5 protein-coding genes are annotated in these 14,044 nt (G+C 39.2%); 4 read left to right on the top strand and 1 reads right to left on the bottom strand.

The genetic code is table 11. From position 1 onward, the window contains the following. Positions 1-49 precede the first annotated feature (49 nt). Positions 50-2,071, top strand: a complete 2,022-nt coding sequence (rep, locus tag B0183_RS08745) for a DNA helicase Rep (protein ID WP_078208669.1) — start codon at positions 50-52, stop codon at positions 2,069-2,071. A gap of 11 nt (positions 2,072-2,082) precedes the next feature. Here the strand turns inward: rep and B0183_RS08750 are convergent, their stop codons facing one another. Then, complete coding sequence (locus tag B0183_RS08750) at positions 2,083-2,919, bottom strand: DUF5718 family protein (protein WP_021114366.1); 837 nt, start codon at positions 2,917-2,919, stop codon at positions 2,083-2,085. Between the two features lie 277 nt (positions 2,920-3,196). Here B0183_RS08750 and B0183_RS08755 point away from each other — a divergent pair, with 277 nt between their 5' ends. The 3 genes from B0183_RS08755 (at position 3,197) to B0183_RS08765 (ending at position 13,954) form a co-directional block, all read left to right on the top strand. Further along, complete coding sequence (locus tag B0183_RS08755; protein ID WP_005712633.1) at positions 3,197-3,409, top strand: hypothetical protein; 213 nt, start codon at positions 3,197-3,199, stop codon at positions 3,407-3,409. Positions 3,410-3,664: 255 nt separating this feature from the next. Beyond that, positions 3,665-8,302, top strand: a complete 4,638-nt coding sequence (locus tag B0183_RS08760) for an Ig-like domain-containing protein (protein WP_078208670.1) — start codon at positions 3,665-3,667, stop codon at positions 8,300-8,302. A 60-nt stretch (positions 8,303-8,362) separates the two neighbouring features. Beyond that, positions 8,363-13,954 (top strand): Ig-like domain-containing protein, encoded by a 5,592-nt coding sequence (locus B0183_RS08765; RefSeq protein WP_078208671.1) that lies wholly within the window; start codon positions 8,363-8,365, stop codon positions 13,952-13,954. The last annotated feature ends 90 nt before the right edge of the window (positions 13,955-14,044 follow it).

Consider the following 14,044-nt stretch of genomic DNA (forward strand, 5'->3'; position numbering starts at 1 on the left):
TCCGCAAAAAATCACTAGAATCATACCGCTTATATCAAAAGGAAATTCAATGAAACTCAATCCTCAACAACAACAAGCGGTAGAATATGTCAATGGTGCTTGTCTTGTACTGGCAGGGGCTGGTTCGGGCAAGACACGAGTGATCATCAATAAAATTGCATATCTGATTGCCCATTGCGGTTATTCGCCGAGGCAGATTGCGGCGGTGACTTTTACCAATAAAGCTGCCCGTGAAATGCGCGAGCGTGTGGCACATTCTATCGGTAAGGAAAGCAGTCGGGGATTGACGATTTCCACCTTTCACACCCTTGGTTTTGAGATTTTAAAGCGTGAACATAAATTGCTCGGCTATAAGTCGGGGATGACGCTGTTTGACGAACACGATCAGCTGGCGTTGTTGAAACATCTGTTGCCTGAAAATGTAACGGAAGATAAAGATCTGCTGAAGTTGTTAGTGGCGACCATTTCTAACTGGAAAAATGATCTGCTTTCGCCTGAACAAACGATTGCCTTAGCAAAAAGCGATCGTGATCGGGTGTTCAGCCATTTTTACGATCAATATCAAAATCAGCTCAAAGCCTACAATGCTTTGGATTTTGATGATTTAATTATGTTGCCGACTTTGCTGTTTAAGCAATTTCCTGAAGCTAAAGAGCGTTGGCAGCAGAAAATCCGTTATTTGTTGGTGGACGAATATCAAGACACCAACACCAGCCAATATGAATTGATTAAGCTGTTGGTCGGTTGTGATGGCAATTTTACCGTGGTAGGCGATGACGATCAGTCGATCTACTCGTGGCGTGGGGCAAAGCCTGAAAATATGGGGCGGCTGCAACAGGATTTTCCGAAGCTCAAAGTGATTAAACTCGAGCAAAATTACCGCTCTAGCCAACGGATTTTGCACTGTGCCAACATTCTGATTGATAACAACGATCACTTGTTTGATAAACGCCTCTTTTCGCAGTTGGGCGAAGGCGAAAAGCTCAATGTGATTGAAGCGAAAAATGAAGAACAAGAAGCTGAACGTATTGTGGGTGAGTTGATTGCACACCGTTTTTCACGCAAAACCAAGTATAAAGATTATGCAATTTTATATCGTGGCAATCATCAATCTCGCTTGTTGGAAAAGTTGCTGATCCAAAACCGTATTCCCTACAAAATCTCAGGCGGAACGTCTTTCTTTGCCAAAGCCGAAATCAAGGATATGTTGGCCTATCTGCGGTTATTGGTGAACCAAGATGACGATGCGGCATTTTTACGCATTGTGAATACGCCGAAACGGGAAATCGGGGCGGCGACGCTTGAAAAATTAGGGCAACTTGCCAATGAAAAACAGGTGAGCCTATTTGAAGCTATTTTTGATTTTGAACTGATCCAACGTTTAACCCCAAAACCGTATCAAGCCTTGCAGGACTTTGCTCGCTGGGTGGTGGAATTATCCGATCAAGCGGTCAGATCCGAGCCGAAATCTGCAATTCAGGATATGTTGGCGAAAATTCAATATGAAGCCTATCTCTACGAAACGGCAGCAACCCCGAAATCCGCAGAAATGCAAAGTCGCAATGTGCAAACACTGTTTGAATGGGTGGAGAAAATGTTGGAAGGCGATGAACTCAGCGAGCCGATGAGCTTAAATCAAGTCGTCACCAATTTGACCCTAAGAGATATGATGGAACGTGGCGAAGATGATGACGAAAGCGATCAGGTGCAACTGATGACATTACACGCCTCTAAAGGGTTGGAATTTCCACACGTTTTCTTGATCGGTATGGAAGAAGGCATTTTGCCACACCAAACCAGCATAGATGAAGACAATGTGGAAGAAGAACGCCGTCTGGCTTATGTTGGCATTACCCGTGCACAACAGACACTGACTTTTTCTTTATGCAAAGAACGCCGTCAATATGGCGAAATAATTAAACCCGAAATCAGCCGATTTTTACTCGAATTACCGCAAGATGATTTGCAATGGGAACGAGATAAACCTAAACTGAGTGAGCAAGAACGCCAGCAAAAAGTATCTGCTGGACTAAATAGCTTAATGGCTATGGTACAAGCGAATAGGAAATAGAATACTTGATGTTATCGAACAATTTGTATTAATGGTGAAATATCATCGTTTACAAAGATTTCTTTTTCAGCCATTGAGGCTATTTGTTCGTGGGAATATTTTTTGGCGTTGTATACAACAACTATGCTTGTATCTCCAATATGTAAAAAGTGATTTTTTCCAAAATCTGTGTAACACGTTGCTCCGATACTAATAATTGCTTTATTGGGATAATCTGCTTTTTTAATTAGTTCAGATATATTATTCATTGGATCTTGATTGGGTTGGTTGTTCATTCTATCAATGATCCAAGCTAACAATTTCTGATGGAAATAGCTATAGCTAATAACTGGACTATCTACTCCATATTCCGAAAGTTTGCCATCACGTTTATGAAAACAGGCAATGTGGTAGCTATCTAAATTTCCCCCCTGTTCAAATTTATCTAATGCAATTTGTACAGAAGAAATACCTTTTGAATGGGCTCCCCAATTTTTCTTTTCGCAAATTTTACGGGCATCAGGCCGGCGAATTGAACAATCATTATAGGCTGCAAAATGTGTTGGTCTTAATGCAATCACACGACCTTCTTTATATTCAATATCACAAATTAATGCAACTTCAGGTTCAATTTGGAGATTGTCTGCTTTCTCAGGAAAAACAATGATATCGTGAGAGAGAGGATATGTTGAAAGAAATTGTTCATTTTTGTCTAGATGTTCGCTAGGAACATAAAAGGGAAAAATAGCTTTTGGTTGATGAACTTCGCTAGTTTGAATTTTCACAAAATCCCTATCCTCTCCAGCTTGTTCTAAATGCCCAGTAAAATTACCAGCAACGCCCAGTCCAATGAATTTAGAATTTTCCATACCTAATCTCCAAGAAATTCAATATATGTAAATATTATTTTACTGATTTTATACAGAAATAACGATAGGTATTGTAACTATTTGTTATTCAGGCAGTTCTTTTTAATACCTATTAATATGATACATGTTTTTTATAAATTGTATTTGTTTTTCAATAAGTTAGCATTATACTGCACAGATTTTAACATCGGAATCCCATAGTGTTCAAATATCAATGTACGGGAATATTTCGTATCAATGATAATTGAATATCAATTTTTCTTAAGAGAGTCAATCAATGAAAAAAATGATATTGAGAGTGGTTAATAACCATCAAACAAAAGACATTGTTTTGAACGGTGCTAAAACGGTTGTTCAAAAAGCAGAGAAAGGAACAAAATACCAACTAATAGATGAACATGGAAATTTAATTACTAATGCTAAAGCGGAAGTTGTTGGAAACGATCTTGCTATTTCGGTAGAAGGAAGTCAGCAACCTAGTTTAGTGTGACAAGATTATCAACTACATTATCCTATAGAAAATGCACAATATTTAGCAAATACTCAAGCCTCATTTGCTACAGCAGAAAGTGCCGCAGCTGCAGCTGAGATTTCGGCGGTTGCTTCCACAAGTATCGCATCAACATTAAGCACAGCACAACTGGTTGGTCTTAGTTTAGGTGCGGTAACTGCGGCAACAGCTGGCGTTGTATCAGAAACAGTTAGAAACCATACGAGTAAATCGTCTTCATCCTCAAAATCATCAATGCAATCAAATCATGTTGAGAATAGTGTACCCCAAATTACTCTAGATCAGATTACCAATGATAACCTTATTGATTATATAGAATCTCAACAGGAAAAAATTACGATCACTGGGTCTGTGACTAATGCAAATAACGGTGATATTGTTACGTTGAAAGTAGGGGAAGCAGTATCAACTGGTCCGGTTACAGATGGACGTTTTGCGATTGAAGTGGATACCAAATCCCTCGTTGTGCATCAAACCGTGACAGCAACGATTGCGAATGTCAGCGATAGTGAAAATTATACGGTGGAATTGCCAGAATTAACCTTCGATAAGGTAACGTCTGATAATACTATCAATATTGATGAATCTAAAAAATCAGACATTGCGCTGACTGGTAGTGTTACTAAAGCCCCGGAAAATTCAACAGTAAAAATTGTGGTTGGGGATCAAACTTTTACTGCGAAGGTTGATGCACAAGGCAAATTTAGCCTACCTGTAAGCGGTGATTTACTGTCAAAAAATAGCGTTCTTAAAGCAACAGTAGAAACACCAAATAAAGTCCTTTCTCAAGAAGTTACGCATAATTACCAAGTGGATTTAGAAGCACCAAAACCAACCATTGATCTTAATCCAATTACGGGCGATAACAAAATCACAAGTTTAGAAGCTAAAAATGAATTAACGACGGTGACTGGAACGGTCACTGGCGTAGAAGACGGTCAAGAAGTCACTGTTTCTTGTGGCTGTGCAAGCTGTTCAGGTGTGCAGTGGATTGATATGATGGCAAAAGTTAGCAATGGTGAATTTAAAGTTGATTTTAAAACGGCAGATTTACTGAGAGCTAATGTGAATACTGTAAAAGCCAGCGTAACAACTAAGGACGCAGCAGAAAATAGTGCAACGGCGACGGATAGTGAGACCTATACTCAGCCAGTAGAATTAAAAACAAATGCGAGCTTAGGTAGTTCAACGGCTCCTTATAATTTAACTAGCCTAAGCGATACAAATAAAATTAATAAGGCTTTTGCGGATGCTAATCCTGTAATTGATTATTTAGTCGTAGTACATGGGTTAGGTAATTACAAGTTATCTCAGGCAACAATTGAACTAAATAACGGCAAAACCTATAAACTAGAAAATCCAAACCCAAGATTTAAAGTACAAATTCCAGTTAGCGATCTTGCGAACGGTACCAAATTAAAAGTGACAGTAACAGTGATTGATCCTGCAACGCAAGCAACGAAAGATCTTTCTCGTCACATTAATTATGTCTATGACGTAACAGCAGAAATTCAAGCGACAATTGATACGATTAATGAAGATAAAACAATTGCTTTCGCAGATTTAGGTAAAGAGACGCTGTTAAAAGGGGCATTAACTTACGATGAAAATGATATCCGTGAGCGTGATCTTAGTATGACGCTGACAGCTGGCGGTGTTACTTATACGCCTGAAATTGTGGGTAAAACTTGGTCTGTTAAAGTGCCAATGTCTGTGCTTGCGAATGCTGAGGGAACACAAAAAGTCGCGATTGAAGTTACCGCAAAAGATAAGATGGATAACCCAGCAAAAGCTACTGTAGAAAAAGAATATCAAGTTGATACGGTTGCGCCTGAAGTCAAACTCAGTCTTGATTCTATTGCAGGCGATAATGCAATTAGTGCCGATGAACGTTCGGGCAATATTACGATTAAAGGTAAAGTAGAAGGCGAATTGACTGCAGGAACAAAAGTGAAGCTGTTGATTAACGGCCAAACAACTGAAGTTGAAGTTAGTTCAGATGGTACTTTCACTCACAATGTCGCAACAAACGTTTTAGTTGATAATCTTACCATGGTAGTAAGTGCAACCTATCTTGCTACAGATGCCGTAGGTAACAGCACAACGGTTGATGCTAGCCAATCTTATAGCCTGAAAAATGGTGATATTGATATTAAATTAGACAGTATTACAGCAGATGATTTAATTAATGTGACGGAAAAATCAGCAAATGTCACAATTTCAGGAAATATTTCAGGCTCTGCAGCTCAAGCAGGACAAAAAGTAAAAATTGTAGTAAATAATCAAGAAAAAGAAGCTACAGTAGGCGATGGCTTAAAATTCAAACTTGAAGTTCCAGCAAGCGATTTTATTGCGACCGATAAATATGTGGTAAAAGCAAGTGTTACAGGCAATAACAATGCTTCTGCCAATACTGCTCGTGCTTATAGTGTTGATAAAGAAGTCGTTGCTCAAATTGATATTAAGAAAGTGGGTGATTTTTCGTTAAATATAGGCGAAATCGACCCGCTTATACGAATTAAAGGCAATGTGGAGTTCACTGATGCCTATGCTGTGGGCTTAAATCACAAACGCTTGTTGGAAGTGAAAGTGAAATTTGGCGACAAAGTTTATAAGGCTGGCTTCCACGATAAACAATTCTTCCTTGATATTCCTGCAAGTGAATTAGCTGAATTAACTGGGAAGGACGTTTCGTTATCGTTTTCTTTAGCAACAGGCGTTAAGGGTGACTACCATAACAATATTTATGGGCTAACCAAAAAAGATGATGGTTCCTATGCGACTTGGATCAGTTATGGAACAGAAGCGCCAATTGTACAAAAAGTGACTTTCGACAGTCCGCATTTAGAAAAACAATCTGATACCAGCTACAAAGTAAATTACAAAGCAGAACAACAGGTTGAGGTAAGCGGAACTGTTACAGCAGCGGCGAATAGCTCTGTGAAAGTCGGTGATACTGTTGTGGTCAAAGTAGGTGAAAAGAGCTATGAAACCAAAGTGCAAGCGGGTAATACCTTCTCGACAATGGTTGATAAAAAAGCCTTAGCCCAAACCGATAAAGTAACAGCAACATTAACAACCAAAGACTTAGCTGAAAAGGAGATCCAAGTAAGTGATGTAGAGAGAGTTGCAACACCAAGTAATGTAAGCAGTACGCACGTTATTGTACAAAATCAACCACCGAAAGAGATTAATAATGATCACTCTACTGATGGCTATAATTTCCCTTATTTTATTGAAAAATTAGGGGGAATTAGAGGGTCTGTTAAAACGGTATTAGGTGGAGAAAGCACACCGTTAGTCTATAAATACCATATAGTTACTAAGGCAGAGTTAGCTGATCCAGCTAATATTGAAAGTAGTCGTGAAGTCAATGCGAAATATGAAGACTACATTGGAGCAGATGTCTTCCATTCTCAATTTATCAGTGACTTCCGTGCTGCTTACGCCGAGATTGGTAAATATATTAATGTAAACTTTGTTGAAGTTGATACGGTCGCGGAAGCTGATACTAATGTTTATATTGCTGCAGCAGAAAAGCTTCGTGGTTATGCCGCTTGGGCTTGGTCTGGTTATAACATCATTTGGAATGGGGGGATCTCTTACGAGAAACCAACAATCAATTATTCATTCTATACCGCCTTACACGAAATTGGGCATACCCTAGATATGGCTCACTCAAGCAATGGTTTTAAAAATACCTTCCGAGCTAAGGAAGATACTCTTGAGCTAACTAATATGTCTTATAACAATGGGGTAAAAGACAATTTATTCTATAACCTCAAAACCTTGCGTATGTATGATATTGCTTATCTACAATATCAATTTGGTGTAAATAAAACAGCCCGTGCAGGTAATGATGTGTATACATTCAAAGCCTACAATGCTTATTCACCAGATGGCGATATTTATATCTGGTACGGTGCTGGTGTGGATACTTTTGATGCCTCAAATGAAGAAAAAGGTGTAAATGTTGATTTAACACCAGGCTCTTGGATTTATGTTGGTGAAGAACGTGAACAAACCTTGGTGATTAAAGAGGCTAAAACCTATACTCCACAGGAGTACTTCGGTATGCCAAAAGAGACGGTGATTACGGATAGACTTTGGAAGTCTCTTGGTAACACCACTTTCAATGAATACACCAAAGGTCAAGCCTTTATCGGCTTTGGTACCCAAATTGAAAATCTTGTAGGGTCTGCTCATAATGATAACCTGACGGGTAATGTGGCGGATAACAATATCTACGGCGGAGCAGGTAACGACAATATTAAAGGTGGTGCAGGGAATGATTATCTAGATGGTGGCGAGGGTACAGATACTTTAGCCGGCGGATTAGGTAATGATACCTATGTGGTTGAAAATCTTTCTGATACTATTACTGAAAATGCAGATGAAGGCGATGATACCGTATTAAGTGCGGTTAATTTTGATTTAACCACTCTTACTAATGTAGAGAATATTACCCTTATTGGTACAACGGCGAATGCAGCAACAGGTAATGCTTTAAATAATACCTTAGTTGCGAATAATATCGGCAATACCTTAACTGGTGGTGTGGGTGATGATCGCTTAGTAGGAGGATTAGGTGCTGACACATTAATTGGCGGAGAAGGTTCTGATACCTTTGTATTTAATACCACCTTAAATGGCAAAATCGATACCATTGATTTACAATCAGGTGATAAAATTGAATTTTCTCGCGAAATTTTCACCGCTCTTACGCCTGATAACGTAAATGAATTTATCTCATTACAAGAGGGTAAATTGTATTATGATAGTGATAAGAGTGGTCCAAATGAGCCTGTTCACTTTGCAACAACAACCGGTCTAATTAATGAGTTATCTCAAGTTCAGTTTGTTGTTGTGTAATAATGTATCAACCAAAGAGCCTAGTTAATAGGCTCTTTTCTTTAAAAGGAGAATATAGTAATGGCAAAAATTACGTTACAAATTATTAATCGCCGTATTGAGAAAGTAACCCTAGAAACGGGGAAAACTTTGGTTAAAAAAGCAGAACCAAATACCACATATCAGTTATTAGACGAAAAAGGACGATTGATGACGGATGTAAAAACAGAAATAGCAGGTAATGATTTGGCTGTTTTTGTTGAGGGAGCTGAACAGCCTATGATTGTGCTACAAGACTATCAGCTCTATTATCCTAGTCAACCAGCTCCATTTTTAGCTGAAACTCAAGCATCTTTTGTTACGACAGAAAGTGCGGCAGAAATATCCACACTGACTACGAGTTCTTTAAGCACAGCACAATTAGCGAGTATTGTTTTAGGGTCTGCTGCAACATTGGGTGTAGGCATGGGTATGTTTCAGAGTTTTAAATCTAATAGCACAACTCGTAGCTCATCAACTTTACCACTAGAAGAACCTAAACTGCCAGTGGAAGAGCCGAAACCACCAGTGGAAGAGCCAGAAGAAATGCTTAAGCCTGCAGAAGATAGATCTGCATGGGAAATTGTTCCGCAATCGAAACCTGCAGTTGAGCCTGAAATTGAGCCGACGCCAGTGCTAACACCTCCGTCTAAAGTAGTTTTGCCAGCGTTACCGACATTAGCTCCACTCATTGAACCTGCATCAGATAAAGCCCCTGTCGCGACAATAGCTTGGGATCGTTATATTGGAGGTGAGGACGGTATTATCAGTAAGTCGGAAGTGGAGGGAAAAGTCAGACTTTCAGGAACTTATGATGTTAAAGGTTCAGTTGGAGCTGTTCTAATTACAGTCTCGGGATTGCCTCCTATGGCAGTGAATGTTGATTCAACAAATAAAATTTGGTGGGTAGAGGTTGATACGCCGTTGTTGTTGGCAAAAGGTGAAGGAGAACAAACGCTTACAGCAATGATTAACGCTGTACATAGTACAAAAAGAATACTAAGAGGCAGAGCAAGTGCAGAGTTGAAATATACCGTTGATACAGTGGCACAAGAGCCAGAGATTACTTTTGATAAGATCACAGGTGACAGTTTATTAAGTTTTGCGGAACAAGAAATAGAGAAAACCACTATTTCAGGTTCGGTGAAACATGCGAAAGATGGGGACTATGTCAAATTAGAGATCGGGCAGTCAGTTTATTATGCGGAAGTGAAAGACGGTAGATTTTCAAAAGAGGTGAATACAAAAAATTTGATTGTTCACGAGAAAGTATCTGCAAGTATTGAAACGGTAAATGTGAGTGGTGATGTTGCAAGAGGAACGGCAGAAACCTATGCGAATGTCGAGCAAATTCCTTTAACGGTTAAACTCCATTCTGTGACGGAAGATAATATTGTCAATATCGCAGAATCCGAGAAAGAAATTACCTTGTCAGGGACGGTAACGCGTGCGGAAAATGGTTCAAAGGTAGCATTGACTATTGGCGATCAAACCTTGATTACAACGGTAAATAATGGCGAGTTCAGTCTGCCAGTAAGCGGTGCGTTATTGGCTAAAAATAACAAAATCAGTGCGGTGGTAAAAAATACGGAAAATATGACCGCTAGTACAGAGTATGCTTATGAAACAGCGTTAGATAAGCCAACGATTACGTTAAACCCGATTACAAGAGATAACAAAATTGATAGTGCTGAAGCAGAAAAAGCAACAACGGCGATCACAGGTTATGTAACTGGTGCGAAAGATGGTAGCGAGGTTGAGGTTTCTTGTGGTTGTCCTTATTGTGTGGGAGCCACTTGGAATACGGTCAAAACCAAAGTCGTTGGTGGGGCATTTAAAGTTGAATTTGCCACAGCAGTATTGACTGCTGACAATCATAAAATGATTCGAGCTAAAGTGGTCGCAACGGACGAGGCAGGCAATAGCGGTGAGGCGGAAACATCTAGGGTTTATCAAGTAGTGCATACGGGAAGTGATGCCAACTTAGCAGATTTAAAACCTGTAGGAGATAAAAATAATTTTAATAAGGCTTTTGTTGAGAAAACTGAAAAATTTGTTTATCGCGGTACGGTATGGGGAATATCCATTATTCAAGGTAAGGATATTGTTGAGAAAGTTGAGGTTAAATTAAACGGTAATACTTATTTAACAACTTTAAGTAAAAGTGAGAGTAATAATGTGTTGCGAGAGTTTAATACTGAGTTAAATGTTGCAGATTTTGCAAACAGTAATGAAATGTATGTTGTTGCGACTATTTTTAATAAAGAAAGTGGCAAGCGTTTTGTGATTTCGGAAAAGGTGGACTATCGCTATGACCTTGATGCAACAATCGGTGTGAACATTGATCCGATCAATGCCGGTAAAACCATTGTGGTAAAAGATTTGGCAAAAGCGACCGCTCTTTCGGGAACCTTAGATTACGATGAAAGCGATTTTAATCAAAAAGATATTCGGGTTATCGTAACGGTAAATGGTAAAGACTATCAAACGAATGTATCAGGTAAAAGCTGGTCTTTAACGTTGCCGACAAGTGAAATGGCGACAAAAGAGGGGGAAAATAAGCTTTCTGTTAAGGCAGTGGCAAGTGATCTCGCAGGCAATCCTGCAACGGCAGAAAATACAACCACATATCAAGTGGACGTTACTCCACCTATGCCAAAAATTACTTTAGATACGATTGGGGAGCATAATGCGGTGTCAAAAAATGGCAGCAGTGATGTTCGTGTATCGGGGAAAGTTACTGGCGATTTTGTCGCTGGTGAAAGTGTGATGCTCACGTTAAATGGAAAAAGTGTTGCTGCAGTGATTCAGGCTGATGGGCAATTTAGTATTCATATGAATGAAACTGAATTGGCGAATAGCCTTGTTCCAAGTGTATTGGCAAGTTATACCACCAAAGATACGGTGGGCAATATCGGGGTTGCCCAGACGGACTTATCTTATAGTGTGACACAAGGCGATATTCGGATTCATTTAAATGATGTGACGACAGATAATGTTATTAATGTGACAGAACAATCTGAAACAATAAGATTATCTGGGGCAATTTCAGGCAGTGCTGCAACAGAAAGTGCGGTGGTAGAAATTACGATTAATGGTAAAGTGTATAAAGCCACTGTTGCAAATGATTTGAGCTTTAGCTTGAATGTGGCTGCGACAGAGTTGATTAATACGCCAAACTACAATATTAAGGCTGTAGTTCGTGCAGGTGAAAATTCGGCAACAACGGCAAAAACTTTCCTCGTTGATGCAAATGTAGCGGCTCAAATCGATCTTACTTCCCTAGAGGAATTTAGGTTTACTCTAGAAGAAAAGAACCCTATTGTGCGAATTTCTGGCGAAGTTGAATTTGATGGCGTTTATGCACAGGGTAAAAATTATAAGGAAGTGCGACAAGCTACTATTACCATTGGTAGCAAAGAATATAAAGTGGGGGTAAATGATAAAACCTTCTTTGTGGATATTGCGGCGAGTGAGTTAAAAGGACTAAATGGACAGGCAGTTTCGGTGAAATTTACACCAAATCCTAAGGTATATACGCTAACGAAAAGAGATGGGATTTATGATCGCCATTATATTGATGCGCCTGAAGTGACGACAAAAAGTATGACGTTGAAAGGGGATTATCTTAAAGTCACGAATTTGGATCAGTATTCCATTGCTTATCAAGAACAGACCGCACTTGTTAAAGGCTCTGTTTTTGGCACTGCAAAAGAAGGGGATAAAGTTGTGCTTACCGTAGGGGATAGAACGGTGACAACGAAAGTGTTAGCAGATAAAACGTTCTCTGCAGAAGTTTCAAAAGTGCTGTTATCTACTAGTGATAAAATTTCAGCGACGTTAGAAACTACGGATCTTTCGGGTAAAAAAATCCGAGTTGTTGATCAGGAAGTGTATGGGGTTGCACAAGATGTCACGGGCGAGAAAAAAATTGGGCTAATTCCAGTACCAAAAACAGTGCAAGATGATCATTCACAAGCGGATTGGAACACGGCTTATTTTGTCAAACGTTTAGGTGGATTTGGTACAACCTACAATGTTCCGGCAGGTTCGCCACAAGAGAAACCTGCGGTGATTAAATATTATTTCCACGGTTCAGAGCAATTGGAGTTTGAAACAGGCGGAAGTGTTCCAAGCGATGCGTTACAAGATACGAGATTGAAAGAGATTTTTAGAGAGGTTTATGATCAATACTCAAGCTATCTTAATGTTGAATTTGTAGAAAGCAAGGTAGTTCCTGTTACAGATAGACAAAGTCTAGTGATTAATTTTGGCAAAATGACGAACGGTTCTGCTGCTGTGGCAATGAGTGGTGGTAATATTACTTGGAATGCAGGAAATGATTATAAGAGTTGGGGAGAGGATTACAGTTATTATACGGCATTGCACGAAATCGGTCACACCTTAGGGATGCCACACACTGATTCCACAACAGAATTTGGTAAAGACTATTTGATTGAAGACAGCTCTGAGTTTTCGGTGATGTCTTATAATCGTTATGTAAATAATAGTTTATATCAGAAGTTACACTCCTTGCGGATGTATGATTTAGCCTATTTACAAAATCGCTTTGGAGTGAATGCGAAATCTCGTGCTGGAGACGATATTTATACCTTTGCTGATTTTAATACTTATGCCTCCGATGGTGGTCGTTATATTTGGGATGGCGCAGGAATTGATACCTTTGATGCATCTAAAGAGCAAGCAGGGGTCTATGTTAATTTAAATCCAGGCTCTTGGATTTATGTGGGTGAAACTAAGGAAAAGAACTTCGTTATTAAGGCTGTTAATAGCAATACACAAGATGTCAAAGTGTATTTTGATTTGCCAAAAAGTGCGATTGTGGATAGCAACAACGGAAAGATTAATGAAGCGATTAGTATTCCAAATGTGGAATACACCAAAGGTCAAGCCTATATTGGACAAGGTACGCAAATTGAAAATCTGCTTGGTTCTGCACATAATGATACCTTAATCGGTAACGCTGCAGATAATAATATTTATGGCGGAGCGGGCGATGATATGATCGAGGGCGGAGCTGGCAATGATTATCTTGACGGTGGCAAAGGTATGGACACCTTAAAAGGCGGACTAGGCGATGATCTGTATTTTATTAATGATGCAGATCTGATCGTTGAAGATGTAGATCAAGGCACGGATTGGGTAATAAGTACGGTTAATTACCAGCTCACCGCAAATGTCGAAAATCTAACACTCGTGGGTTCCACTGCAACACAAGCTACGGGCAATGATCTAGATAACATTCTTATTGCAAATAATATCGGTAATACTTTAACTGGCGGTAAAGGGAACGATCGTTTAGTGGGCGGCTTAGGTGCTGATACATTAATTGGCGGGGAAGGTGAGGATACTTTTGTTTTCAATGCTAGTTTGAATGGTAAGGCAGATGTTATTACCGATTTCAGTGCTGAAGATAAAATTGAATTATCCAAAACGATCTTTAGTAGTTTAACAAGTGCAGATAAAGTGATAGAACATATTCAATATGATTCATCAACTGGGAAATTAAGCTACGATAGTGATGGAAGTGGAAAAGGCAATGCGATTCATTTTGCAACACTTTCGACATCATCGCTTTTCACAGTAGAGAGCAATGTATTTATTATTGCTTGATGTATTGTGAAAAAGTAATGAAAATCGACCGCTTGTCGTTAAAAATTCATTCAAACTGAATTATTTTTCAACAAGCGATCATTTTTTTCA

Source organism: Glaesserella parasuis (genome assembly GCF_002015085.1).
GTDB lineage: Bacteria > Pseudomonadota > Gammaproteobacteria > Enterobacterales > Pasteurellaceae > Glaesserella > Glaesserella parasuis.